26 protein-coding genes are annotated in these 25,270 nt (G+C 66.1%); 15 read left to right on the top strand and 11 right to left on the bottom strand.

Annotated elements, in window-relative coordinates; translation table 11 throughout:
- The first annotated feature begins 140 nt into the window (after positions 1 to 140).
- The 6 genes from ACIUM1_RS18780 to ACIUM1_RS18805 are packed head-to-tail and all read left to right on the top strand — an operon-like array spanning position 141 to position 7,815.
- Positions 141 to 1,205: an amidohydrolase family protein gene (locus ACIUM1_RS18780; RefSeq protein ID WP_406817743.1), complete on the top strand. Its 1,065-nt coding sequence runs from the start codon at positions 141 to 143 to the stop codon at positions 1,203 to 1,205.
- Entirely contained in the window at positions 1,202 to 2,455 is a 1,254-nt protein-coding gene (locus tag ACIUM1_RS18785) for a M24 family metallopeptidase (RefSeq protein ID WP_406814115.1), read from the top strand. The genes ACIUM1_RS18780 and ACIUM1_RS18785 overlap by 4 nt, the downstream gene beginning before the upstream one ends.
- A complete protein-coding gene (locus ACIUM1_RS18790) occupies positions 2,445 to 3,572 on the top strand; it encodes a M24 family metallopeptidase (protein ID WP_406814116.1) in 1,128 nt (375 codons plus the stop codon). Before ACIUM1_RS18785 ends, ACIUM1_RS18790 begins: the two co-directional genes overlap by 11 nt.
- Before the next feature lie 2 nt (positions 3,573 to 3,574).
- Positions 3,575 to 4,573 (top strand): enoyl-CoA hydratase/isomerase family protein, encoded by a 999-nt coding sequence (locus tag ACIUM1_RS18795; RefSeq protein WP_406814117.1) that lies wholly within the window; start codon positions 3,575 to 3,577, stop codon positions 4,571 to 4,573.
- Entirely contained in the window at positions 4,570 to 6,999 is a 2,430-nt protein-coding gene (locus tag ACIUM1_RS18800; protein WP_406814118.1) for a CaiB/BaiF CoA transferase family protein, read from the top strand. Before ACIUM1_RS18795 ends, ACIUM1_RS18800 begins: the two co-directional genes overlap by 4 nt.
- A 6-nt stretch (positions 7,000 to 7,005) precedes the next feature.
- Positions 7,006 to 7,815, top strand: coding sequence for an SDR family NAD(P)-dependent oxidoreductase (locus ACIUM1_RS18805; protein WP_406814119.1), 810 nt, complete (start codon positions 7,006 to 7,008; stop codon positions 7,813 to 7,815).
- Here the strand turns inward: ACIUM1_RS18805 and ACIUM1_RS18810 are convergent.
- Entirely contained in the window at positions 7,812 to 8,651 is an 840-nt protein-coding gene (locus tag ACIUM1_RS18810) for an SDR family NAD(P)-dependent oxidoreductase (protein WP_406814120.1), read from the bottom strand. The genes ACIUM1_RS18805 and ACIUM1_RS18810 overlap by 4 nt on opposite strands.
- A gap of 86 nt (positions 8,652 to 8,737) precedes the next feature.
- Between ACIUM1_RS18810 and ACIUM1_RS18815 the strand changes: the two genes are divergently transcribed.
- Both ACIUM1_RS18815 and ACIUM1_RS18820 read left to right on the top strand, forming a co-directional pair.
- A complete protein-coding gene (locus ACIUM1_RS18815; RefSeq protein WP_406814121.1) occupies positions 8,738 to 9,229 on the top strand; it encodes a MarR family winged helix-turn-helix transcriptional regulator in 492 nt (163 codons plus the stop codon).
- Between the two features lie 20 nt (positions 9,230 to 9,249).
- Positions 9,250 to 9,666: a DUF5313 domain-containing protein gene (locus tag ACIUM1_RS18820; protein WP_406814122.1), complete on the top strand. Its 417-nt coding sequence runs from the start codon at positions 9,250 to 9,252 to the stop codon at positions 9,664 to 9,666.
- 3 nt (positions 9,667 to 9,669) lie between these two features.
- Here ACIUM1_RS18820 and ACIUM1_RS18825 read toward each other — a convergent pair whose 3' ends face one another.
- Both ACIUM1_RS18825 and ACIUM1_RS18830 read right to left on the bottom strand, forming a co-directional pair.
- Positions 9,670 to 10,518, bottom strand: coding sequence for a mycofactocin-coupled SDR family oxidoreductase (locus ACIUM1_RS18825; RefSeq protein WP_406814123.1), 849 nt, complete (start codon positions 10,516 to 10,518; stop codon positions 9,670 to 9,672).
- Between the two features lie 234 nt (positions 10,519 to 10,752).
- The gene (locus ACIUM1_RS18830; protein ID WP_406814124.1) at positions 10,753 to 11,403 is read right to left on the bottom strand and encodes a TetR/AcrR family transcriptional regulator; all 651 of its coding nucleotides are present in this window, start codon (positions 11,401 to 11,403) and stop codon (positions 10,753 to 10,755) included.
- 242 nt (positions 11,404 to 11,645) lie between these two features.
- Between ACIUM1_RS18830 and ACIUM1_RS18835 the strand changes: the two genes are divergently transcribed.
- Positions 11,646 to 12,821, top strand: coding sequence for an acyl-CoA dehydrogenase family protein (locus tag ACIUM1_RS18835; RefSeq protein WP_406814125.1), 1,176 nt, complete (start codon positions 11,646 to 11,648; stop codon positions 12,819 to 12,821).
- Positions 12,822 to 12,829: 8 nt separating this feature from the next.
- On the opposite strand, the gene ACIUM1_RS18840 is transcribed toward ACIUM1_RS18835, so the two are convergent.
- From ACIUM1_RS18840 to ACIUM1_RS18875, 8 genes are all read right to left on the bottom strand, one after another.
- A complete protein-coding gene (locus tag ACIUM1_RS18840) occupies positions 12,830 to 13,099 on the bottom strand; it encodes a DUF4190 domain-containing protein (RefSeq protein ID WP_406814126.1) in 270 nt (89 codons plus the stop codon).
- A gap of 156 nt (positions 13,100 to 13,255) precedes the next feature.
- Positions 13,256 to 14,086: an acyl-CoA dehydrogenase family protein gene (locus ACIUM1_RS18845; protein WP_406814127.1), complete on the bottom strand. Its 831-nt coding sequence runs from the start codon at positions 14,084 to 14,086 to the stop codon at positions 13,256 to 13,258.
- Positions 14,087 to 14,089: 3 nt separating this feature from the next.
- Positions 14,090 to 15,187, bottom strand: coding sequence for an acyl-CoA dehydrogenase family protein (locus ACIUM1_RS18850; RefSeq protein ID WP_406814128.1), 1,098 nt, complete (start codon positions 15,185 to 15,187; stop codon positions 14,090 to 14,092).
- A gap of 17 nt (positions 15,188 to 15,204) precedes the next feature.
- Complete coding sequence (locus tag ACIUM1_RS18855; RefSeq protein ID WP_406814129.1) at positions 15,205 to 15,648, bottom strand: nuclear transport factor 2 family protein; 444 nt, start codon at positions 15,646 to 15,648, stop codon at positions 15,205 to 15,207.
- On the bottom strand, positions 15,632 to 16,846 hold the full coding sequence (locus ACIUM1_RS18860; RefSeq protein WP_406814130.1) for an amidohydrolase family protein: 1,215 nt from the start codon (positions 16,844 to 16,846) through the stop codon (positions 15,632 to 15,634). The genes ACIUM1_RS18855 and ACIUM1_RS18860 overlap by 17 nt, the downstream gene beginning before the upstream one ends.
- A 3-nt stretch (positions 16,847 to 16,849) precedes the next feature.
- The gene (locus ACIUM1_RS18865) at positions 16,850 to 17,173 is read right to left on the bottom strand and encodes a hypothetical protein (protein WP_406814131.1); all 324 of its coding nucleotides are present in this window, start codon (positions 17,171 to 17,173) and stop codon (positions 16,850 to 16,852) included.
- Entirely contained in the window at positions 17,157 to 18,443 is a 1,287-nt protein-coding gene (locus ACIUM1_RS18870) for an aromatic ring-hydroxylating dioxygenase subunit alpha (RefSeq protein ID WP_406814132.1), read from the bottom strand. Before ACIUM1_RS18870 ends, ACIUM1_RS18865 begins: the two co-directional genes overlap by 17 nt.
- Positions 18,444 to 18,459: 16 nt before the next feature.
- Positions 18,460 to 18,978 (bottom strand): carboxymuconolactone decarboxylase family protein, encoded by a 519-nt coding sequence (locus ACIUM1_RS18875; RefSeq protein WP_406814133.1) that lies wholly within the window; start codon positions 18,976 to 18,978, stop codon positions 18,460 to 18,462.
- Positions 18,979 to 19,352: 374 nt separating this feature from the next.
- Here ACIUM1_RS18875 and ACIUM1_RS18880 point away from each other — a divergent pair, with 374 nt between their 5' ends.
- The 6 genes from ACIUM1_RS18880 (at position 19,353) to ACIUM1_RS18905 (ending at position 25,187) form a co-directional block, all read left to right on the top strand.
- Positions 19,353 to 20,651, top strand: a complete 1,299-nt coding sequence (locus ACIUM1_RS18880; protein ID WP_406814134.1) for an amidohydrolase family protein — start codon at positions 19,353 to 19,355, stop codon at positions 20,649 to 20,651.
- 71 nt (positions 20,652 to 20,722) lie between these two features.
- Positions 20,723 to 21,889 carry an acyl-CoA dehydrogenase family protein gene (locus tag ACIUM1_RS18885; RefSeq protein ID WP_406817744.1) on the top strand — a complete coding sequence of 389 codons (1,167 nt, stop codon included), beginning with the start codon at positions 20,723 to 20,725 and terminating at the stop codon, positions 21,887 to 21,889.
- A 52-nt stretch (positions 21,890 to 21,941) separates the two neighbouring features.
- Complete coding sequence (locus ACIUM1_RS18890; protein WP_406814135.1) at positions 21,942 to 22,769, top strand: enoyl-CoA hydratase/isomerase family protein; 828 nt, start codon at positions 21,942 to 21,944, stop codon at positions 22,767 to 22,769.
- A gap of 4 nt (positions 22,770 to 22,773) precedes the next feature.
- Positions 22,774 to 23,928, top strand: a complete 1,155-nt coding sequence (locus ACIUM1_RS18895; RefSeq protein ID WP_406814136.1) for a thiolase family protein — start codon at positions 22,774 to 22,776, stop codon at positions 23,926 to 23,928.
- 141 nt (positions 23,929 to 24,069) lie between these two features.
- Positions 24,070 to 24,684 (top strand): TetR/AcrR family transcriptional regulator, encoded by a 615-nt coding sequence (locus ACIUM1_RS18900; RefSeq protein WP_406814137.1) that lies wholly within the window; start codon positions 24,070 to 24,072, stop codon positions 24,682 to 24,684.
- Positions 24,681 to 25,187, top strand: a complete 507-nt coding sequence (locus ACIUM1_RS18905; protein ID WP_406814138.1) for a hypothetical protein — start codon at positions 24,681 to 24,683, stop codon at positions 25,185 to 25,187. Before ACIUM1_RS18900 ends, ACIUM1_RS18905 begins: the two co-directional genes overlap by 4 nt.
- The last annotated feature ends 83 nt before the right edge of the window (positions 25,188 to 25,270 follow it).

Raw genomic sequence — 25,270 nt, forward strand, 5'->3', positions numbered from 1 at the left:
TTAGCAAAACTGCGGATCCGAACGGAGGGTCAATGATGACGACTCAAACAAGCACGCTTTACCCGCCCGGAGGTTATGGCGCTCCCAAGGATCGGCGTGGCCACGCCGCGGGCAGCGACGTCGGTTTGCCGCCGGGGACCGTGGTCTTCTCGGCGGACAACCACATCTCGCTCGCGGACGACATCTTCTATCAACGCTTTCCGGACGACCTGAAGGATAAGGCGCCGCGGATCTGGTATGAGGACGGTGCCTACCAAGTCGGACGCAAGGGACAGTCGTTCCTGCCGGGTGACTTCAGCGCCGTGTTGATGCAGTACGACGACCTGCCCGGCGCCGCGAGCACCAACATCGAGGCCCGGATCCAGGAACTGCACGACGACGGCGTCGATAAGGAGCTGGCGTTTCCCAACGCGGTGCTGGCGCTGTTTCACTATCCGGACAAACAGCTGCGCGAGCTGGCGTTCCGCATCTACAACGAATACATCGCCGAGTTGCAGGAGCGCTCGAACGGCCACTTCTACGGCGCCGGGCTGATCAACTGGTGGGACCCGCAGGGCACCAGGAAGACTTTGGACGAATTGAAGTCGTTGGGGCTCAAGACCTTCCTGCTGCCGCTCAACCCCGGCAAGGATGACGACGGCAACATCATCGACTACGGCAGCACCGCAATGAAGCCGGTCTGGGATGAGATCGAGGCCGCCGGTCTTCCGGTGACCCACCACATCGGGGAGACGCCGCCGAAGACCCCATGCCAGTTCAACAGCGTGGTGGTCGGCATGATGATCAACATCGACGGCTTCCGCGAGCAGTTCGCCAAGTACCTCTTCACCGGAATTCTCGATGATCATCCCGGGCTGCGAATCGGCTGGTTCGAAGGCGGGATCGCCTGGGTACCTTGGGCGTTGCAGGACGCCGAGCACCTGATGGGGTCATACCAGCACATGTTCAACCGGGCCCTCGAGCACGAACCGCGCTATTACTGGGACACCCACATGAGCGCGTCGTTCATGGTCGACCCGCTGGGCCTGCAGCTGATCGACCAGATCGGGGTGGACAAGGTGATGTGGTCCAGCGACTATCCGCACAACGAAAGCACCTACGGCTACTCGGAGAAGTCCCTGAAAGCCGTTGTCGACGCGGTGGGCCCGGAGAACGGGGTGAAGATCGTCAGTGACAACATCACGAAATTCCTGGGTCTGCAGTGACGACGTTCGCGCAACCGGGCACCAACACCGGTAACCGGCTGGTGATCCCCGAAACAGCCGACCTGGGCCGCCTGCGCCGCGAGACCGGCACCCGGCTGCGCTCGGCAATGAGCGAACGCGGTGTCGACGCGATGATCCTGCTGGGCAACAACGCGGTGGTCTATGCCACCGGCGCCAGCTGGCCACTCGGTGACGCCGGATTGTCCTACGTGGAACGGCCGGTCGCCGTGGTGCTCGCCGACGACGAGTGGCCGCACCTGTTCCTGCCCTTCCGTGAGGGCGCCTCGCACGAGTCGGACCTGCCCGCCGATCACTTGCACGGACCCGTCTATCTCGAATTCGACGAGGGCGTAGGGCATTTCGCGCGGCTGCTGGCCGACCTGATTCCGGCCAAAGCGGTAGTGGCGGTTGACGAGCTCACCGGCGCCATGTCGCGCGCCGCGAAGCTGCTGTTCCCGGGCGGTGCGCCCGTTGACGCCGCGGCCATCGTCGGCGCCGCTAAGTCGGTGAAGACGCCGGACGAGCTGTCCTGCATGCGCACCGCGATCCGCATCACCGACGAGGCGATGGTCGAGGTGCAGAAGCGCCTGGCCCCCGGCGTACGTCAGATCGATTTGTCGGCAATCTTTTTGCGCCGCGCCTTCGAGCTCGGTGCCACGGCCAGCATGCTCGAGCCGATCTGGCAGGTGATGCCGCCGAGCAAGGCGGAGGGAGTGTGGACCACGCACGGCGATCTGGCGTTGCCGCTGCTGACCACCGAGCGCGAATTGGCCGAGGGTGATGTGCTGTGGACCGACGCCAGCATCACCTATCAGGGCTACTGCTCCGACTTCGGGCGCACCTGGATCGTCGGACGGGACCCGTCGCCGCGGCAACAGGCACAGTTCGACAAATGGTTCGAGATCATGAGCGCAGTTCTGGGTGTCGCCAAGGCCGGAGCCACGGCGGCGGATCTGGGCCGGGCTGCCATCAAGGCCAACGGCGGCACCCGGCCGTGGCTGCCGCACTTCTACCTCGGCCACGGCATCGGTGTCAACGCCGCCGAAATGCCAATGATCGGAACCGATCTCGGGCAAGAGTTCGATGAGAACTTCGTCCTTCAAGCAGGGATGGTGCTGGTGTTGGAACCCGTGGTGTGGGAGGACGGCACCGGCGGCTACCGCAGCGAAGAGGTCCTGGTGATTACCGAGGAAGGCTGGATCCGCTTGACCGACTACCCCTACGACCCGTATGGCTCCCATGTCAGTTGACGTTTGCCCTGACGAACGCACGCTGCGTTCGGGTCGCCGCGAGCGAGCGCTGGCCCAGATGGCGGCACACGATCTCGACATCCTGGTCCTGGGCCGGCAAGCCAATGTCCGTTACGTCACCGGGGCACCGCAACTATGGGTCGCGGGCACCCGACCGTTCGGCCCGACCTGCGTGCTGGTGCGCGAGACCGGCGCCGTGTACCTCCTGAGCACCTGGGACGAGGGTGTTCCCGAGGACATCCCCCACGAGAACCTCTACGGCATCTCGTGGAACCCGATGAACACGATGTCCGCCCTGCAGCGTATCGACGGGGCGGCGACCGCGCGACGCGTCGGAACCGACGCGCTTTCACCGGTTTTCGCACAACTCCTGCCGACAGCCTTCCCGAATGCGGAGCTGGTCGACGGCGAGCTTGCCATGCGGGCCGCGCGCCGCATCAAGACGGACGAGGAGATCGCCGCGCTGCGGGAGGCCGTTGCGGTGGCCGAGTCGGCGCTGGCGGCCGCGATCTCCGAATTGCGGCCGGGGGTCACCGAGCAGGCGCTGGCCGGCGTGTTGCTGGAGGCATCGGCGGCTGGTGGGGTGAGCACCCCGTCGAATCAAGATGTCGCATGGGTGACTTCGCGCACGCACCCCTGGCGGCGCGCCGACGGTGATGGCCGTATTCAGGACGGCGATCTGGTGGCGTTCTCCGCCGGAGTGTTGGCGGGAGGCTACGTCGGCGAGGTGGGCCGGACCTGGCCCGCCGATGACCGGCACGCGGCCGGCGGCGCGGCTGCCCTGCACGGGCGCTGGGAACGTCTGTGGGACAAGCTGATCGCCGCCTGCCGGCCCGGCGCGGGCGCGAGCGAACTGCTCAGCGCCTACCGGGCCGCGGGCGAGCCCGACCCGCCGATGCCGGTGGCCCGCGGTCTGGGCATGGGGTTTGACCCACCCGTCGTCTCCAAACACCTGCCCGCGACCGCGACCGACGAACGTCTCGAGCCGGGAATGGTGCTGGCCGTCACGGGATACGTGTGGCAAGAAGGAGTCGGCGCGGTATTCGGGCGAGAAGCGGTGCTGATCACCGCGGACGGCGCCGAGGTGCTTACCGCGAGCCCGTTCTGGCAGCCCTAGCCATGCCGGGTCCCTCCGAACCGGCGGCCGAAGAGATCATCCGGTACCACAAAGACGCCAGGACGCGGATCGCAACGATCACGTTCGACCGGCCGGACTATCTCAACGCGCCGACGATCGCCGCACGCCTGCGCTATGCGGACCTGTTGCACCAAGCCGGCGTTGACGACGACGTCAAGGTTCTGGTGGTCCGCGGCGCCGGCGACGACGTTGGTTCGGGCGCGGACCTGACCGAGGTGATGCGGGTACGTGACGCGGCGGACCAGGGCCCGCGGCTCGCCGAGTACCGGATCGGCGCCGACGAGGTTCGATATCCGCCGCAGGGTTCGTTTCGCAACGGCGCCGCCCTGGGGCAGTGGTACGCCAACCCGAACTCGGGCATTCGCGGCCTGCAGGACTTCAAGAAGATCAGCATTCTCGAGGCCAAGGGCTACTGCTACGGCTGGCATTTCTACCAGGCCGCGGACGCCGATCTGGTCATCTCCAGCGACGACGCCCTGTTTGGGCATCCGTCGTTCCGCTACTACGGCTGGGGTCCCCGCATGTGGTGGTGGGCACAGACCATGGGCATCCGCAAGTTTCAGGAAATGGTGTTCACCGGAAGGGCTTTCACCGCCGCCGAGATGTATGACTGCAACTTCCTCAACAGCGTGGTACCGCGGGGCGAACTCGAGGCGGAGGTGGAGAAATACGCGCTGGCCTGCGCCAGTAACCGCCCCACCGACACGGTGTTCATGCAGAAGATCTTCTTCGAGATCATGAAGCAGTTCCAGGGTGAATACCTGGGCAGCATGCTCAGCGGCGTCTTCGAGTCGATGGGCTCCCACGTCCGCCCGGATGTCGGTGACGAGCTGATGCTCGATGACGCGATGAAGCGGGGTCTGGGTGATGCGGTCAAGGACAACGATGACAAGTTTCCCGCCGAATGGCGGCTGAGCAAGAAAGCCCGGAAGAAGGCGCCCGCCGGCAAGGGCGGCAAAGCGAAGAGAAAGAAACAGTGACGCAGCCGCGCGTCGAACCGCCACTGGGCGGCTATAGGGTCATCGACCTCTCCACCGGCCTCGGCGGGGCCTACTGCAGCAAGTTGCTGGCCGACGGCGGCGCCGACGTCGTGAAAGTCGAACCACCGCAGGGTGATCCGCTGCGCCGGTGGTCGGCATCGGGCGCCGCCCTCTCGGCCGGCGCTGACGGCGCCCTGTTCAGCTTCCTGGCCGGGGCGAAACACAGCGTCGTCGCCGATCCCAACAGCGACGCCGACATCGAGCTGGTGAACCGGCTGCTGGCAGCCGCGGACGCGGTGGTGTGGTCGGCCGGATCGAATTTGGCCGAGCACCCGGACTTCACGCCGCACGCCATCCACGGCCGCCACCCGCATCTCACCGTCACCTCGATCACGCCGTTCGGGTTGGACGGTCCCTGGCGAGACCGGGCGGCGACCGAGTTCACCCTGCAGGCTTGGTCGGGCGGGATCGTCGGGCTCGGCCGCGGCGAGCAGGAACGCCCGCCCGTTTTCGTCGGCGGTCAGGTCGGCGAGTACCTGGCCGGCGTCTACGCCAGTGTGGCCACCTTGGCCTCCCGCTGGCGCCGAATCGACGGCGGCGCGGGCGAACTGCTGGACCTGTCGATGCTCGAGACCCAGATTCTGTGCCTCACCTATCACCCGGTCTCCTACTTCGAGGTGCTCGGACGGCCGTGGCGGGACATGCGGCGGCCGACGATTCCCGGGGTGGCGCAGGCCAAGGACGGCCTGGTGGATCTCGGCTGCGGGACCGCGCAGCAGTGGTTCGACCTATGCGCGATGGTGGGCCACCCAGAGTGGATCGACGAGGAATCACCGCTGTCCATCACCGAGCAGGCCAACATCCACGCCGAGGAGATCTTCGCGTGGGTGGCCGGCACCCCGGTCGACGAAATCCGGGAACTCGCCTCGGCTTTCCGCATCCCCAACGCGCCGGTCGCCAACGGCGCCAACGTGACGTCTTTCGATCAGTTCGTAAAGCGCGATTCATTTGTGCGCAATCCGCGCGACGGCTTCCAGCAGCCGAGTCATCCGTATCGGATGCGGCCCGCACAATTACGCCCGCCGCAGCCGGCGCCGCGGCTCGGCGAACACACCGAGCACTACCGCGCGGCGGACCTGCCGGCGCGGCCGGCGCCAACGGGGGTGGCGAAAGGGTTGCCGCTCAAGGGTATTCGAGTGCTGGACATGACGACGTTCTGGGCGGGCCCATGCTGTACCCACGCGCTGGCCTTGCTCGGGGCCGAGGTCATCCATGTTGAATCCAACCGCCGCCCGGATGGCACTCGGATGATCGCCGGCATACCGATCACCGAGGACCAGTGGTGGGAGAAGTCGCCGATTTTCGAGGCGCTCAACACCAACAAGAAGGGCCTGACCCTGGACCTGCAGAGTCCGCGCGGCCGGGAATTGCTGCGTGAGCTCATTGCGACGTGCGATGTGATCGTGGAGAACTTCACGCCACGAGTGCTGGACCAGATCGGCCTGGATTTCGCTACCGTGCAATCCATCCGGACCGACACCGTGCTGGTGCGGATGCCCGGCTTCGGCCTCGAAGGCCCGTGGCGCGACAACCCGGCGTTCGCCTACGTCATCGAAGCCGCGTCTGGCGTGAGTTGGCTCACCGGCTACCCGGATCGCACGCCGTATGACCCCTACTCGATCGGCGATCCCAATGCGGGTGTGCACGCACTCAACGCGATACTGCTCGCGCTCGAGCACCGGCGCCGCACCGGCGAAGGCGTGTTCGTCGAGGCGGCAATGGTCGACGCCGCGCTGAGCATCGCCGCCGAGCAGGTGATCGAGTACACGGCCTACGGGTCCCTGCTTCAGCGCGCCGGCAACCGCGGGCCGACCGCCGCGCCGCAGAACCTCTACCTCAGCGCCGACATCGACGAATTCGGCCGGCTCGACAGCTGGGTGGCCATCGCGGTGGCCACCGACGACCAGTGGGACAGGCTGGGCCGTGCCCTCGGATCGCCCTCCTGGGCAACCGATCCCGAGCTCTCGACCGAGGCCGGCCGGCGCACGCACCAGGATGCCATCGATGAGCGGCTCGCTGCCTGGTGCCAGCAGCGCAGCCGCGACGAAATCGTCGCGATCCTGTGGGACGCCGGCGTGCCGGTGGCCAAAGTCATGCAGCCGCACCGTCAGCCCGAGCTGGAACAGTTGGCGTTCCGGGATTTCTTCGAAACAGTCGATCATCCGGTTAATGGTCCGGCTAGGCTCAGCACCGTGCCGATAAGGTTCTCCGCCGGACCGCACAAATTCCACACCGAGCATGCGCCGCTGCTGGGCCAGCACAACCGTGAACTGCTCTCGGGGCTGGGCTTGTCCGAATCGCAGATCGCCGGCCTGGAAGCCGACGGCGTGATCGGCAGCGCGCCGGCCATGCGCGCGAGGGGCTGATCGGCCATGGCCATCGATCCCTCGAATATTCTGCTCACCGACCGCGTCGCGGTGGTGACCGGTGGGGGAGCGGGCATCGGGCGCGGCATCGCGGCCGGGCTGGCGGCATTCGGTGCCCGGGTGGCGATCTGGGAGCGCGACCCGCAGACCTGCGTGCAGGCAGCCGAATCCATCGGCGCTCTGGGGATTGTCACCGACGTCCGGGACAGCGAGCAGGTCGATGCCGCGCAGCAGCGGACCACCACCGAACTCGGCATGCCCACCATCCTGGTCAACAATGCCGGCGGTGTGTTCTCGTCACCGCTGCTGGAGACCAGCGAAAACGGTTGGGACGCATTGTATAAGGCGAACCTGCGGCACGTGCTGCTCTGCACCCAGCGGGTGGCCCGGCAGTTGGCAACCGCCGGCGTCGGCGGCAGCATCATCTCGGTGACGTCCATCGAGGGAGTGCGCGCCGCGCCCGGCTACGCGGCCTACGCGGCGGCCAAGGCCGGCGTCATCAACTACACCAAAACCGCGGCGCTGGAGTTGGCGTCTTACGGCATCCGGGTCAACGCGATAGCGCCCGACATCACCCTCACCGAAGGACTGGCCGCGCTCAACGGCGACGCCGCAACGACAGCCATGGGCAATATCGTGCCGCTGGGACGTCCCGGCCACGTCGACGAAATCGCCGGCACCGCAGTCTTTCTGGCTTCCGACATGTCGCTCTATCTCACCGGTCAGACGCTACATGTCGACGGCGGCACCCACGCCGCGGGCGGCTGGTATCACGACCCGCAGACCGGGGCCTATCGGCTGGGCCCGTCCGGTTAGTGTTTCCACCCTTCGGCGGCCTGGTCGTCGAAGGTGCGATCGATGCGCTCAAACCTGCGCCTGACCGAGGCCCGGGCCGCCTCGTGCGGCAGGATGTACAAGCGGTTGGCCACAATCGCGTCAGCGGTGAGCCGCGCCACGTCCTCTACCGACACGGTGTCGTCCTGCGTCGGAGGGAGCGCTCCGAATCCACTCGTCAGGTCCGGCGCCGCGGCGAGCCCGTCATCCGCACCGCGAATTCGTTCCGAGTTCGCCACCAATCCCGTCTCGATGACCATCGGGCAGAGCACCGAGACGCCGATGCCGTTGTCCTTGAGCTCGCGAGCCAGCGTCTCAGCCAGTCCGACGACGCCATACTTGGCAACGCCGTATGCCCCGAGACCGGCGTTGGGCACCAGCCCGGCAAAGGAGGCGGTGAAGGCGATGTGGCCGCCCTTGTCCTGCTCGATCAACCTCGGCACGAACGACTCGACGGCATGGATCGAACCCCACAGGTCGATGTCGATCACCCAGCGCCAGTCCTCGTGGGTCATCGCCGCGAGCGGACCGGCGACAACAATGCCGGCGTTGCTGAACACGATGTCGACCTGACCGAGTAGGCGAAACGCCTCATCGGCGAGGTGAACCATCTGGTCGAGGTGCCGCACGTCGCATGTGACCCCGTGCGCGTCGAACCCCTGGGCTTGCAGGTGCGCCACGGCGCGCCGCAGCGCGGACTCATCGACGTCGGCCAGCACCAGGCGGGCGCCGCGGCGGCCGAACTCGGTGGCGGTGGCCAACCCGATGCCGCTCGCCCCGCCGGTGATGACTGCGCCGCGACCTTGGAATCCGTCCATGGATTCCGAGGGTATTACCCCACGCGACGGACCGTGTGAGAGACATCATGTCGGTAGCGCGCTAATTATTAGGGCACTATGTAAGTATGGCCGCGCCGACCGCACGCGAGATCGACCCCCTCGCCCTCGAACACCAGGTGTGCTTCGCGCTGGCGACGACCAATCGGGCGGTCTTGGCGGTGTACCGGCCCCTGTTGGAGCCGCTCGGCCTGACTCATCCGCAATACCTGGTGATGCTGGCACTGTGGGATCACCGCAAGACCCCTGCGGCCGAACAGTTCCCGTTGTCGGTCAAGCAGATCGCCACCGCGTTGCAAATGGATTCCGCCACGCTGTCGCCCATGCTCAAGCGGTTGGAGGGGCAGGGGCTGATCACCCGTGCCAAGAATGCGGCCGATGAGCGCACCACCGACGTGATGCTCACCGAACGCGGAATCGCTCTGCGGGAGCGGGCAGTTGGAATACCGCCCGCCGTCGTGGCCCGCCTGGGGGTCGAGCTGGCCGAACTCGAGAACCTGCATCAGGTCCTCACCCGCATCAATGCCGCCGCCGTGGCGGCCGGCGCATTGCAATCCTGACATCACCCGGAGGACCCACCATGACCGACGCGAAACCCAATCTCTGGCAGCGGATCGGCTATTCCTACGGTCGGCGACTGCCCGACTCGATGCGCACCTGGGTGGCGCGCGATCTTGCCGGGGAGGGAGCCGTCCGCCGGCACATGATCAGGTGGGCGATACCGCCCCTGCTGGTCCTTGCGCCGTTCTGGCTGTTGCCCGCCTCGCTGTACGTGCACACCGAGATGACGGCGCCGCTCTACATCTGGGCGCTGCTGATAACCCTTGCCCTGAACAAGGTCTGGCGCCGCCACCGGCTGGCGGTCCACGGACTGGACCCGAACCTGGTCGACGTGATCGCCCGCCGCAAACAGGCACGGATGCACGAGGACTATGCCCGCCGCTACGGGCCGCGACCCGAATCTGCCGAATGGCAGTCCAACAGCAGCCCCTTCTAGGGGCTACTTCAGGCAGCTGCCCGCATCGATGGGCAGGGTAACGCCGGTGATGTAGCGGGCTTCGTCCGAGGCGAAGAACAGCACCGCGTTGCTGATGTCGATGGGCTCCACCCACGGGATCGGCAGCGTGTGGAACAGCTGGCAGATCGGCGCCATGTCGTCGGGGCCCGGGTTTTCCAGGTCCGGGCGGAACATCTTGAAGGTGCCTTCGTTGTGCAGCATCGGCGTCTTGACGTGGGTCGGGTGCACCGAGTTGACGCGAATCATGTGCTGTCCCAGTTCGACTCCGAAGGCGCGCATCAGCCCGACGACGCCGTGCTTGGCCGCGACGTAGTGGCCGGTGTGGGGATAGGCCTTGAGCCCGCCCACCGAGCTGGTCAGGATGATCGAACCGCCGTTACCGCCGGCGATCAGATGCGGCACACCGGCTTTGACGGTTTTCCATACCCCGGCCAGGTTGATGTCGATCATCTCGGTCCAGTCTTCTTCACTGGTTTTGTCCAAAGTTTCGCCGCCGTTGCCGATTCCGGCGTTGGCCACGATGATGTCGAGCCGGCCGAGTTGCTCGACGCCGTTGTCCACCGCCGCCTTGAGTGCGTCAAAGTCGCGCACATCGACTTCGGCCGTGAAGATCCGGCGGTTGTGCCCCTTGACCAGGTCGGCCGTCTCCGCGAGGTCTTCGGGTGTCGACGCCGGGATCGCGGTGTCCAGCACGCCCTCGCGAATCGGCTTGCAGATGTCGACAGCGATGATGTCGGCACCCTCCTGGGCCAACCGCACCGCATGGCTGCGGCCCTGACCGCGTGCCGCTCCGGTGACGAAAGCGACTTTGCCCTCAACACGTCCGGTCATGGCTACCTCAACTCCTGACTTGATCTGATCGGCATGCCGCAGCGCAGAGCAACCGCGTTCGCGGTCTGCGGACCTTGCCGCCCCTAAACTCTGTCATTGCGCCGTCACGGGTGTCAATGACGAATCCGTTTTGGCTATTTGTGGTTCTAGTTATTAGAGAATCGCATTCTCATCGGCAAACGGCGTTCGCTATGGCTCGTCGTGAGATGGGGTGGAGCGAGGCGGGCTCGGTGGCTAGGCGACGAATCCGCGTGAGCAGAAATCCCACACCTCTTCGGCGGTGATGGGATGGGTGGTCGCCTCGTCGGGCCCGCCGCTGGATTGCGCGATGAACATGACCGTTTGCATGGTCATGGCGGCCACCCGCTTGGGATTGATGGTGCTGCGCAACACGCCGGCGTCGTGGGCCGCTTCCATTAGTTCCGTCAGCAAGGCAAGCAGCGGTGCATGGGCGACTTTGACCTCGGCCGGATGCGTCACCAGCAACCTGGGAGCAAAGTCGGTGAACAGCGGACGCTTGGCCGTCGGATCCGGGCGCGACGCTTCGTACAGAAGCTGAACGGCGACCTGTAGCCGTTCCAGCGGATCGGTGTGGCTCTCGGTGGCCGCGCGGATCTGGTCGGCCGATCGGCTCAGGGCGTCCTCGAAGAGCGCCAGCAACAACTCGTGCTTGCCGTCGAACTGCAGGTAGAAGCTGCGCAGCGACTGGCGGGAGCGGTCCACGACCTCCTGCACGGTAAAGTCCGTGCTGCCCTTTTCGATGATGATGGCCTGGGCCGCGTCGAGGAAGCGCTGAACACGCTGAGCCGCGCGCAGTTTCGCCGTCTTGATGGACCGCTCGACGGCACGCTGCTTCCAGGCCGGCTCTTCGCTCGGATTGGTCACGGCCGGCTCAGGCGATTGCCGCGAGGGGAGAACATGGTTGGACTCTACCGGAGAACGCCGTGACATCGCTGCGCTCGACCCCCTCACGGATCACGTGTCGGAGATTGTAACTTTCTTACCGCGAGAATACTATTCTCTTAGACGTGTGTATGGAAGCATAATCGCAAGAGCGAACCCCGTCGTCGGCGGAAACCTCGATCTACCGGCGGCCCGGGGTGCTCAGGACCACCCCGGGAAGTGCTGTGCAACTGACGTTTGACGCCGACGTGGAGGCATTTCGAGCCGAATTCGTGGCTTTCCTGGACGCGCACCTGCCTTCCGAGGCGGAGGCGTTGGTGCGGCCCCGGTCGAGTTCGGACATCCCGGAGTGGGCCCGCCGATGGCAGCGCCTGCTGTTTGACAGCGGATGGCTGCAGCCGGGCAACCCGCCGGAGTTCGGCGGGCGCAACGCCACCCTGTTGCAGCAATACGTGTACCAAGAGGAGCTGTCGCGACGGCGCATCTATCAGAGTTTCAACCCGCAGGGTGTCGGCATCATCGCCGCGTCATTGCTGTCGTTCGGCACGCCCGAACAAAAGCAGCGCTGGGCGATACCGATCCTGCGCGCGGAGATCACCGCGTCGCTGGGGATGAGCGAGCCCGGCGCGGGCTCGGACCTTGCGTCGCTGAAGACGCGCGCAGTGCTTGACGGCGACCACTTCGTCGTCAACGGGCAGAAGGTGTGGACGTCGGGCGCCCATCACGCCGATGTGTTGCTCACGTTCGTGCGCACCGACCCAGACGCGCCAAAACACAAGGGCATCAGTGCTTTACTGATTCCGACCGACACCCCCGGTGTGGTCCGCCGCCCGTTCGCCTCGGTGGGCGACATCGAAGACGTCGACTTCAACGAGGTCTTCTTCACCGACGCACGGGTGCCGGCGGAGAACTTGGTGGGCGAGGTCAACGCGGGCTGGCGCGTCGCGACGGGTTCGCTGGGCCACGAACGCGCGATGCTGTGGCTGGATTACGCGGACATGTTGCACGCGTTGAGCGTCGAGTCCCGCCCTTCCGGGCCGGTGCAGCGGGACCGCTACGCGACGCTGGTGATGGACTTCTTTGCGATGCGGCTGCTGGGGTCGGCGACGCTGGCCAAAGCCGCGCGCGGCGAGGAGGACGTCCCCGCTCAGTCGGTGCTCAAGCTGCTCGGCTCGGAGGCGATGCAACGCGCCAGTGAGGACGCCCTCAACGCCAAAGACGGCGACGGACTGGCATTGCGTGCGCTCACGGCGCCGTTCGCACCGCTCAACCTGGACAGCCACTACGGCAGCTGGTTCGACCGCTACACCCGGACCTTCGCCGCCACCATCGCCGGCGGTACCTCGGAGATCCAGCGCAACATCATCGCTGAACGCGTTCTCGGGCTGCCGCGCAATTGATCTGGGCCTCAGTGGTTCCGGGCGTCCAGCTGCGCGTAGTAGCCGATGGCGACGAGACCCGCCGCTATCGCGATGGCGCCTAAGACCATTCCGGCCGCCGCGGCGCGGGGATTGTTCGCCTCCCCGCGGGCAACCCGTCGCCGGGCGACGTCGCCGGTCACCACGGCCGCGATGCCAAAGGGCACGCCGAGCAGCAACCAGCAGGTGAGGAGTCCGACCAGGCCCAGCAGTACCGAGGCCACGCCGAACTGGTTCTGGGGTGCGTCGGGGTGACTCATTGCGTCCCAACCTCCTGGGGCTGACGGCCGGCGCCGGTTGGCCGCCGCGCCCAGTCTGCTCCGAGCTGCGGCCACGGGACAAGGAATAGGGCGTACGGCTGTCGCAGTGGCGGAGCGTTTCACGATCCAGGGTGCTGCCCGCGCGGGGCCCGACCGCTACAGCTGCGCGAGCCGTGGCGCAGATCCGGCCGCCACCACGGCTTTTCCGGCTTGACGGGTCAGCTCTCGGGAGCTGCCCAGCAAACCGTCGAGAATCAGCGACCGCTTGATGTGGTGGTGCAGCGGATGCTCGGCGGTGAAGCCGATGCCGCCGAGCACCTGCTGGCAGTGCCGAGCCGAGGTCAGCGCGGCCTGACCGGCCGCGGCCTTGGCCAGCAGGGAAGCCAGTCCCTGCGGGTCGTCGCATTCCATCGCGGCCTGCAGTGCGGCCTCGGCGCCCTCGATCGCGACGAGCGTCTCGGCCAGCCGGTGCCGGATCGCCTGAAACGAGCTGATGTGACGGCCGAACTGAACGCGGTCCACGGCGTGCTGACGGGCCAGTGACAGCATGGCGCGGCTGGTGCCGACCAGCCACCACCCCAGGGCTCGCCACCCCGCGTGCAGGGCGGCTGATGGCAAGGGATCATCGTGCGGCACAGAATGTATCGGCAGCAGTTCGTCGATCGCCGAGTCGGCATGGTCGTGGCGCTCCCACAGCACCCAGGAGCCGCCGGTGAAGGGCAGCGCACGCGTGCCGCCGGCCGCGTCACCCGCCGCGCACCGCACCACGTCGTTGAGCACTGGCGCGTGCGCGCCGGTCTCACCGAGCAGCTTGAACACCAGAGGGATTGCGAAATCGGGCATTTCGTCGAGCATGTCGCGCCAGCCGAGGTCGGTCAGCGCCGCGTCCAGCTTGGCCCCGGAGGCGGCGCTCATCGTCGTCCGCAGCGATTCCGCCAGCAGGCGCAGCGATCCAGCGTCTGACTCGGTGTCTGCCGAAGGCGCCACGGTTCACTCCTTCCCGAGGTCGAGTAGCCGGCGGGCGATGATGTTGCGCTGAATCTCTGCGGTGCCGCCGTAGATGGTCGCGGCGCGTGAGTACAGGTATTCCGAACGCCACGGTGTGTCTTCGAGCTCGAGCGTCCCGGGCAACACATCGCGGACCGTGTCGTAGAGCCGCTGTTCCGCGGAGGCCAGCAGCACCTTGTCGATGGAGGTGTCAGGTCCCAGTCGCTCCCCGTCGCGCATCCGGTGCTGAGTGGCACGCGACCGGCAGCGCAGCGTATGCAGCGCGAGATAAGCTGCGCCGAGCGCGGTTTCGTCGGGGTGGCCGGCTTCGGTTGCCGTGCTGATCAGATCGTCGAAACGTGAATAGAGGTAGGCGATTCGCTGCCAGAAGCAGGCGGAACGCTCAAAGGGCAGCAGGTCCATCGCCAGTCGCCAACCATCACCGGGCTTCCCCAGCATCCGGCTGGCCGGCACCACCACGTCGTCGTAGTACACCTCGCAGAATTCGTCCACGCCGTGCATCGTCCGCAGCGGACGGATGGTGATGCCCGGCGTGTCGAGGTCGACGAAGAACGCGGTGATCCCGTCGTGTCCGGGAGCGGTGCGGGTGAGCAGAACGCACCGGGTGGAGAACTGCGCGAAACTGGTCCACACCTTTTGCCCGTTGACGATCCAGTTATCGCCGTCCTGGACCGCCCGGGTCGTCAGCGATGCCAGATCGCTGCCCGACCCCGGCTCGGAAAAGCCTTGACACCATTGCTCTTCGCCGCTGAGCAGGCGCGGCACCATTTCTTTGGCCAGCTCTGCCGGCGCGTAGTCGATCATCGTGGGCGCGAGCACCTCGAGCATCGAATAAGGCCCGGGTTCGGCCAGGCGGCGGCCCACCACCTCTTCGCCGACGATCGCGCGGAGCACCGCGGGGCCGCCCAGTCCGCCCACCTCGACCGGCCAGCCGAACCGCATCCAGTCGGCGTCGTAGAGCGCACGGCTGACCCGGGCGAACTGCCGCATGTGTCCCTGCAGCGAGTGATCGGGACCCGGGGTCAGATCGTTGTCGTCGAGCCACGCGCGCAGGTCGGCCCGGAACTGCTCGACATTCACTTCGATTGGTCGGCTCCTTAGGTCGCTGCCTGGGCCGCAGAGTCACCGGCGGGACGCCCGATGGCGTGCGGGCGTCCGGAATCGTGCACACCGCTGCGGCGGATGAAGGTCATGGCGCGGGTCTTCAGCCGCCACCCATCGCCGGTTCGCACGTAGGTGTCGCGGTAGTAACCGATCCGCATGTCGTGGGTGGCGTGGTCGATGAAGCACAGCGGCTGGGTACCGCTGGCCGCATTCCCGTCCAACTCGACCACCGCGGTTCCGGTGAGAAACAAGCCCTTTGGGGCCGCGGCCACCAATTCCGGGAATCGGCTCAGGCTGTAGGTTTCGCCGAAGGCGCTGTAGGTGCCGTCGGGCGTGAAGACGGCGACCAGGCCCTCGATGTCTTCTTGCGTGATGGTCACCGCGTAGCGCGCGAGCAGCTGCTGGATCTCGACCAGGTCGTCAGTTCTTGTTGGCATAGACCTTGCCGCCTTTCATCACGAAGCTGACGTGTTGGGTAACGGTGATGTCGTCCAACGGGTTTCCGGGTACCGCGATGATGTCGGCGAGCTGGCCCGTCGCGAGGCGCCCCCGGTCGGTCGAGTCGATGAGCTCGGCCGCGGTGATGGTCGCCGCCCGTAGCACCGCCAGCGGTGGCATCCCCCACTCGACCAGGGTGACGAGCTCGTCGGCGTTGCGGCCATGCGGTATCGCCGGCGCATCCGTGCCGACCGCAATCTTCACCCCGGCCTCGTAGGCGGCCTTGATCGATGTTTCCGCCCTCGGAAACATCTCGGCGGCCTTGTCCTGCAAAGCCTTAGGGGCACGAGACACGTCCATCGCCTGGGCGAGCCTGCGCGTGGTCACCAGGAACCGGTCGTTGTCGACCAGCATCTGGATGGCCTCGTCGTCCATCAGGAAGCCGTGCTCGATGCAGTCGATCCCGCATGCGACCGCGTGCTTGACCGCTTCCGCGCCGTGCGTATGTGCGGCGACACGCAGCCCGCGCCGGTGCGCCTCGTCGACGATCGCGCGCAGTTCTTCGTCCGAATAATGTTGCGCCCCAGCCTCACCGGTCAACGACATGACGCCGCCGGAAACACACACCTTGATCAACTCGGCGCCGTGCTTGATCTGGTATCGCACCGCTTTGCGGATCTCGTCGATTCCGTTGGCGATGCCCTCTTCGACCGTGAGCTCGAGTGCGCCTGGCATGAAGGCGGCGAACATCGTCGGGTCCAGGTGGCCGCCGGTGGGCGTGATGGCGTGGCCGGCCGGGACGATTCGGGGCCCCTCGATCCACCCCGCATCGATGGCTTTGGCAAGGGCGACGTCGAGCAGGTAGCCGCCCGTCTTGACGAACAGGCCCAGGTTGCGCACGGTGGTGAAACCGGCGCGCAGTGTGCGCCGGGCGTTGCCGACCGCGCGCAGCACCCGCGTCGGCGGGTCATCCTGCACCTGGGACAGCCCGGGCGTCTCCCCGCGGCCGCCCATCAGGAGGTTGACCTCCATGTCCATCAGGCCCGGCAACAGAATCTGGTCGCCGAGATCGATGATGTCGCCTTCGGGGTCGCCCCCGACGCCGACGATCCGATCGTCCTCGACCTTCAGGATGCCGGGGCGAAGGATCTCACCGGCGTCGATGTCGAGCAGCCCCGCGGCCTTGAGGGTCAGCACCGGTCAAATCACCGGTTCCCGGATTACTTCCACCCACGCCGCGCCGCTGTCCGGCACCCGCGGTTGTTTCCACGCCTCGATCGGGAAGGACACCATGACCAGTGACTGCATCATGTGCATCAACGTCTTGGCGTCATCCGGCAGGTCGTCCAACGGGAACTTATCGCAGTATGCGATGACATCGTTCAGCTTGGGGAAGGCGACGTCGTAGAACGCCTGCATCTCGGCCATCGTCGAGGCCAGCCGCTTGGCATAGCGCTCGGGCTCGGTGGCCAGATCCCAATCCAAAAACGGCTCCAGAGCTGCGAATTCAGACGGTAACGGCATTGCGCTGGTGCTCCTTCTCCCATTTCGCGACGTAGTCGCTCGTGGTCTTGTGCAGATGACGGATCAAGACTTCCTGGTCGCACAGCAAGAACTCCTTGACCGCCCGGGTGCCGATCATGGTCTGCGTCGCCTCCAGGGTGTTGGCGTCCTGCAGCGCGTACTCCTTGAACGTCACCGCGGCCAACTCCTGGGCCAGGCGCTCCCGCGCGTTGCGCGGCGGCACGAAATACAGCGACGATTCGAAGATGTGCTTGTCCACCGCGGTCGGCCAGTAGTGGTAGGTCAGGTACCAGCCCGGCTCCCAGATCAGCAGCATGAAGTTCGGGTAGAAGAGCCACGAGTCGATGCCCCACTGCGGCACCCGCTTCACGTTGACACCCGGCGGCAGCTCGAGATTCTGAATGATCTCCGGTTTGTCCCACGGGCCGAACAACCCGCTGCGCAGCACCTGGTCCATCGGCTTGACCATGCTCATGTCCGGGGGCGGTGCCTGGCCACCCCAGGTCGACTGCAGGTTGTGCGGGCCGGCCAGCTCGTAGTGCAGGGCCTCGTAGCCGAATTTCTGGATCTTGGCGGCTTCTTCCTTGGTGTATTGGCCCTGGTGCAGGATCGGCGCGTGGTAGAACTCGACGAACGCGTCGATGAACAGCTTCCAGTTGCTGCCGACCTCGGCCCGGTAGGAGTAGGTCTCGGTCATCTCGCCGAAGGGGTAGCCCTCGATGCTCTTGGCCAGCGGCCCGAGGTAATCGGTGAGCGGCGCCGCGTTGTCGTCGAAGTTGATGAAGATGAAGCCCTCCCACACCTCGCAACGGACGGCCGCCAGGCCGAAGTTGCTCTTGTCCAGGTGGAAGAATTCCTCTTCCTGCTGGACGAAGGTCAGGTCACCGTCGAGGCTGTAGCGCCAGGCGTGGTACTTGCAGGTGAACTGCCGGCAGGTGCCGGACGTCTCCTGGTTGGGAAAGTCGTTCCACACCAGCTTGTTTCCGCGATGCCGGCAGACGTTGTGGTACGCCTTGACGGATCCGTCCCTGGTCTTGGTGATGATCACCGACGTGCCCTTGCCGGCCGCGGGCAGTTCCCTGGTGAAGTAGCTGCCGGTGCGGGGGAGTCGCTCAACCCGCCCAACGTTCAGCCAAGTCCTCTTGAAGACCGCCTCGCGCTCGGCCTCGAAGAACGCCGGGTCGATCGAGTCGGTGTAATCGACCGGCGCGGTGCCCAATTCGTAATTTTCTGTCCAGCTGCCGACGGCTGGCTTGGGGAAGTGCGGCAATTTCTTGCTCCTCTTGTCAGTGCTGTTCGGCGTGTTCGGGCTCGATGCCGAAAGTGTTGAAGGCCATGGCCAGCAGGGCGTAACAGCCGACCGTGAAGACGAAATCCATGCGTTGCTGGTCGTTGAGGCGCTCGCCCAGCGCCGCCCACGTCTGGTCGGACAGCTCGGACTTCTCGTCGAGCTCGTCGACCCCGGTGATCACCGCTTGGTCCAACGTGTCGGTGGCCGCACCACGCCGCACCGCGGCGATCTGGTCGTCGGTGATGCCCTCGTCCTTGGCCATGCGCACGTGATGCGACCACTCGTAGGCGCATTGCCGCCGATGCGCCACCCGCAGGATGGCCAGCTCGCGGATGCGCGGCGGCAGGGTGGACGACATCAACAGGTGGACGTTGAACCGAAGGAACGCCTTGGCCAGCGCCGGATGGTGAGCCAGCGTGGAAAGCGCGTTGTTGGTGTCCGCTCCGCGCATCGCCGAGAGAGCTTGCCGGGTCGCCTCGTCCCATTGGTCCGCGGGGAGCGGCTGCAAGCGCATTAGCAGTACCCTCTCGGTGAAAGAGAATCATATTCTCATTTGCAACTAACAGACTGGCACGAAACGCGCGTCGGGTCAATGCCGGGGTCCCCCCGGGCCGCCGGCCCGCGTACCCGGCCCCGCGCCGGCCCAAAACTCCGCCGGGTCCGCAGGGCGATGCGTCACGCCGCGTTCTACCTACGGCATTGCCCCTTGGGGCCGGGAAATTCGCCGGTCATCCCGGCGCTGGTCACACGGCCGTAGCCGCACCCGGCAACCGATGGATGTTGATTCTCGTCTGGCGAGAAGATAGTTTTCATTTCAGTGATCTTGGCACGGGACAGCGATTCGCCGAGGCTCTGACCGATCCGGTGGATCCGATGGAAGGGACGGCCATGAACAAAGAAGACATGATCCTGATCAGCGTTGACGACCACACCGTCGAGCCGCCGGACATGTTCAAAAACCACCTGTCGAAGAAGTATCAGGACGATGCGCCGCGGCTGGTGCACAACGCCGATGGCTCGGACATGTGGAAGTTCCGCGACACGGTCATCCCCAACGTCGCCCTCAACGCGGTGGCCGGCCGGCCCAAGGAGGAGTACGGCATCGAGCCGACGGGGCTCGACGAGATCCGGCCTGGTTGTTACAACGTCGACGAGCGCGTCAAGGACATGAACGCCGGCGGCATCCTGGCCTCGATCTGTTTCCCGTCTTTCCCCGGCTTCGCCGGGCGGCTGTTCGCCACCGACGACAACGACTTCTCGATCGCGCTGGTGCAGGCCTACAACGATTGGCACATCGAGGAGTGGTGCGGCGCCTACCCGGCGCGGTTCATCCCGATGGCGATCCCGGTGATCTGGGATGCCGAGGCCTGCGCGGCCGAAGTGCGCCGGGTGTCGAAGAAGGGTGTGCACGCGCTGACCTTCACCGAAAACCCCGCCGCGATGGGCTATCCCAGCTTCCACGACGAGTACTGGAACCCGCTGTGGAAAGCCTTGGTGGACACCGACACCGTGATGAACGTGCATATCGGTTCGTCCGGGCGGTTGGCCATCACCGCGCCGGATGCGCCGATGGACGTGATGATCACGCTGCAGCCGATGAACATCGTGCAGGCGGCCGCGGACCTGCTCTGGTCGCGGCCCATCAAGGAGTACCCGGACCTCAAGATCGCGCTCTCCGAGGGCGGAACCGGCTGGATTCCCTACTTCCTGGAGCGCGCCGACCGCACCTTCGAGATGCACTCCGCCTGGACGCACCAGGACTTCAAGGGCAAGCTGCCCAGCGAGGTTTTCCGCGAGCACTTCCTGACCTGCTTCATCAGCGACAAGGTCGGCGTGGCGCTGCGCAACATGATCGGCATCGACAACATCTGCTGGGAAGCCGACTACCCGCACAGCGACTCGATGTGGCCGGGTGCGCCCGAAGAGCTGTGGGACGTATTGTGCCTCAACAATGTTCCCGACGACGAGACCAACAAGATGACTTACGAGAACGCCATGCGGTGGTACTCGTTCGACCCGTTCACGCACATCTCGCGCGAGCAGGCGACCGTCGGTGCGCTGCGCAAGGCCGCCGAAGGGCACGACGTGTCCATTAAAGCGCAGGGCCACGACAAGGACAGTCGAGGCGGCTCGTCCTTTGCGGACTTCGCGGCCAATGCGAAAGCCCTTACCGGCAACAAGGACTGAGACAGCACCGCATCGCTTTGCGCGCCGGTGCACGAACGAGCTAAGGAGATCGAGCAGTGCCCGGCGCTGGAATGAACTTTGAGCTGACCGATGACCAGGAACTGATCCGTCGGTCCGTCGCGGAGCTGGCGCGGAAATTCGACGACCAGTACTGGATGGAAAAGGACCAGGCGCACGAGTTCCCGACCGAGTTCTACCGCGCCATCGCCGATGGCGGCTGGCTGGGAATGACCATCCCGACTCAATACGGCGGTCACGGTCTCGGCATCACCGAAGCGACCATTCTGCTCGAGGAGGTCGCCAAGTCCGGCGGCGCCATGAACGCCGCCAGCTCGATCCACCTGTCCATCTTCGGCATGCAGCCGGTCGTGGTGCACGGTTCCGATGAACTCAAAGCCCGCACGTTGCCCGCCGTCGCGACCGGTGAGGTACACGTCTGCTTCGGGGTCACGGAACCCGGTGCCGGGCTTGACACTTCGCGCATCACCACGTTCGCCAAGCGGGACGGCGATCGCTACATCGTCAACGGTCGGAAGGTCTGGATCTCCAAGGCGATGGAATCCGACAAGATCCTGTTGCTCACCAGGACGCAGAGCTACGACGAGGTCACCAAGAAGACCGACGGGATGACGCTGTTCCTCACCGACCTCGATCGAAGCCGCGTCGATATCCGCCCGATCCGCAAGATGGGCCGCAACGCCGTCAGCTCCAACGAATTATTCATCGACAATCTCGAGGTGCCGGTCGAGGACCGAATCGGCGAAGAGGGCAAGGGTTTTCAGTACATCCTCGACGGTCTCAACCCGGAGCGGATGCTGATCGCGGCCGAGGCGCTGGGCATCGGCCGGGTGGCGCTGGACAAGGCGGTGAAGTACGGCAACGAGCGTGAGGTCTTCGGCCGGCCCATCGGCATGAACCAGGGATTGCAGTTTCCGCTGGCCGATTCACTGGCGCGCCTGGATGCGGCCGAACTCATGTTGCGCAAGGCCACCTGGCTTTACGACAACGGCAAACCCTGTGGCCGCGAGGCGAATACGGCCAAGTATCTGTGCGCCGACGCCGGCTTCACCGCCGCGGATCGGGCGCTGCAAACGCACGGCGGCATGGGCTACGCCGAGGAATACCACATCACGCGGTACTTCCGCGAGGCCCGGCTGATGAAGATCGCCCCGGTCAGCCAGGAGATGATTCTGAACTTCCTGGGAGCCAACGTGCTGAAGTTGCCGAGAAGCTACTGATGGCCACTGCCGATGGGTGGCGGCTTTGCGATCTGATGCTCGTTCGGCGCCGATGACCACAACCGATGGGCCCGTGCTGCTCTCGGAAGACCGCGACGGGGTGCGCACCCTCACGCTCAACCGGCCCCGCCGCAAGAATGCGATCAATCCGGAGCTGTGGCTCGCCCTGCGCGACGCGCTCGACGCCGCGGGCCACGATCCGGGCGTGCGCGCCCTGGTGATCACCGGCTCCGGGGGGAGTTTCTGCTCCGGCGCGGACATCTCGGCTCCCGAGGATATTCATCCGAAGTACAAGCTACAGCGGTTGACCGACGTGGCGCTGGCCCTGCATGAGCTGTCGGTCCCCACGATCGCCAAGGTGACCGGCGTGGCCGTCGGCGCGGGCTGGAACCTGGCGTTGGGCTGCGACCTGGTGGTGGCCACGCCGGAATCGACGTTCTGCCAGATCTTTTCGAAGCGTGGCCTGTCGATCGACCTCGGCGGCTCCTGGCTGTTGCCTAAAATTGTTGGCCTGCAACAAGCCAAGCGACTGGCGCTGCTGGCGGACACGATAGATGCCGAGGAGGCGTGCGCCCTCAACCTGGTGACCTGGGTGGTGTCGGCCGCGGAAATCGACGCCTTCGTCATGGATCTCGCCAACCGGTTGGCGGCCGGTCCGCCGATCGCGCTGGCCCACACCAAGGCGTTGCTTAACGAGGGCGCCGACCGCACCCTGCGTGACGCGCTGGCCAACGAGGCCCGCGCGCAGGGAGTCAACTTCGCAACAGCCGACACCGCCGCGACCTATGCCGCTTTCGCGCAGCGGCGGGAGCCATCGTTTACGGGTCGGTGGGCCCTGTCAAAATCTGAAGTGAATTCGGGCGAGAAGCAGTCGGAGTAGAAATATGCGTGAAACAGTCATTGTCGAGGCCGTGCGTACACCGGTGGGGAAACGCAACGGTGCGCTGTCCGACATGCATGCCGCCGACCTATCCGCCGTCGTGCTGACCGAACTCGTCGAACGCACCGGCATCGGTCCCGAGATCATCGACGATGTGGTCTGGGGCTGCGTGTCGCAGGTGGGCGACCAGTCCAGCAACATCGGTCGCTACGCGGTCCTGGCCGCCGGTTGGCCCGAGACCATTCCCGGGACCACCGTCAACCGCGCCTGCGGGTCCAGCCAGCAGGCGCTGGACTTCGCCGTGCAGGCGGTGATGTCCGGCCAGCAGGATGTCGTCGTGGCCGGCGGCGTCGAGGTGATGAGCCGCGTTCCGCTCGGTTCGGCCCGGGCCACCGGCATGCCCTACGGCCCGAAAGTCCTTGCCCGCTATGACGATTTTTCCTTCAATCAGGGCCTGTCGGCGGAGATGATCGCCAAGAAGTGGGGCTTCTCTCGCACCCGACTCGACGAATTCTCCGTCGAATCCCACGAGCGTGCCGCCGCGGCCCAGGACGGCGGCGCGTTCACCGACCAGCTCGTGCCGGTGTTCGTCGAGGGGGCCGACAACAACGTCGTCACCGCCGACGAGGGCGTGCGGCGCGGCAGCAGTGTGGAAAAGCTCGGAACGCTCAAGCCGGCCTTCGCCGAAGACGGCGTGATCCACGCGGGTAACTCCTCACAGATTTCCGACGGCGCCGCCGCGCTGCTGGTGATGACCGCCGAGATGGCTGTCGAGTTGGGCTTGACACCGATCGTGCGGTACCTGGCGGGCGCGGTGACCGGGGCGGATCCGGTGCTGATGCTCACCGGTCCCATCCCGGCGACCGAGAAGGTGCTCAAGAAGGCCGGCGTCGCGCTGTCGGATGTGGGTGTCTTCGAGGTCAACGAGGCCTTCGCGCCGGTGCCGCTGGCGTGGCTGGCGGAGACCGGCGCGGACCCGGCCCGGATGAATCCGTTGGGCGGCGCCATCGCGCTGGGACACCCGCTGGGCGCCTCCGGTGCGGTGCTGATGACACGCATGGCGCACCACATGCGCGCCAACGGCATTCGTTATGGGCTGCAGACCATGTGTGAGGGTGGCGGCACCGCCAACGCCACGCTGGTGGAACTGGTGGACTGACGTCGGCCTGACTGCCCGGGCGCGGATCAGCGCCGCACAGAAATCCCGGCGACGTGACCCTTGTCACAGCGGCCGAACTAACCTACTGTGTGTTCACTAGGTTGGTTTTTCCGACGTCCGTCCCATGGTTGAGGAGGTTTAGTGTCCGTCGCGCGGCGATACGACACCCTTCTCGCCAAGGGGGAGGACCGCAAGCAGCGGATTCTCGACGTCGCGCAACGGCTGCTCACCCGCAACGGCTGGCGCAGCACGACACTCGCCCAGATCGCCGGGGAAGCCGGCGTCACCCCCGCGGGGCTGCTGCACCACTTCGAATCGAAAGACCAGCTGCTGCACGCCGTGCTCGATGCCCGCGACCTCGACGACGACACCCACGCCGACCGGACCGGCGACCTGTTCGACCAGATCGCCGCGGTCGCGGACCGCTTTCACCGGGCCCCCGAACTGGTGGGCACGTTCACCGTGCTGCTGGTGGAGAACATCCTTCCCGAGGCTCCGTTGCACGACCGCATGCTGGCCCGGCACCGGGCCGCGACCGACATCGTCGCCGATCTGATCCGCCGCGGTCAGGCCGACGGTCGGTATCGCGATGACATAGACCCCGCCGTCAAGGCAATAGAAATCCTCGCCTTCGTCCACGGAATGGAAACGACATGGTTACTCGACCCTTCGATACCGCTAGCCGAGGCATTCAAGCAGTACGCCGAGACACTGGCGCGGGATTTCGCGCCCCCGACGAAGCCGGAGGTGGCATGAGGTACCGGCTCGACGTGGTCACGGCCACCGTCATCGACGTGGTGAGGTTCGCCGGCGGCTGGATCTTCGACCGGGCGATGGCGGGTTGGGACGTCACCGTCCTCGTGGCCGACCACCCCGACGATCGGCCGCTGCAGATCATCGGCGCCCAGGTGCTCGACCTCGAGGATGCGCTGGCGTCGGTGCACTCGCGGCCCCGCCCGCAGGCGTTGGCCGCCGCAGCGGACCTTTTTGGCTGCGATGCGCGGGTGCGCCAAGGCGTGCTGCAGGCCCTCGATCACGGCGTCACCGAGGTGACGCTGTGGGGGGAGAGCTGGCCGTCCGAACTCGACGACAGCGTCGGCCTGGTGCAACACCAGCTGAGCCGGGCCGCGCAGACGTTCAAGGCCCAAGCCCTGGCCGCCGCGGCTGCGCCGGGCGTCTCGATCGGCCACGCGGAGACCTTCCGGAGCGGGCTGCTGGCGTGGCCGTCGGTCGCCGCTGACCTGGTCCCCGCCAGTTAGCCGGCGCGTCGGGCGGCAGCGGCCGGTGCCGCCGGCCTGGCCGTCGCGCGTTTTTAGTGTCTGGGCGGGGACCGTCGTTGACG

It is taken from the genome of Mycobacterium sp. M23085, from assembly GCF_045343915.1.
GTDB lineage: Bacteria > Actinomycetota > Actinomycetes > Mycobacteriales > Mycobacteriaceae > Mycobacterium.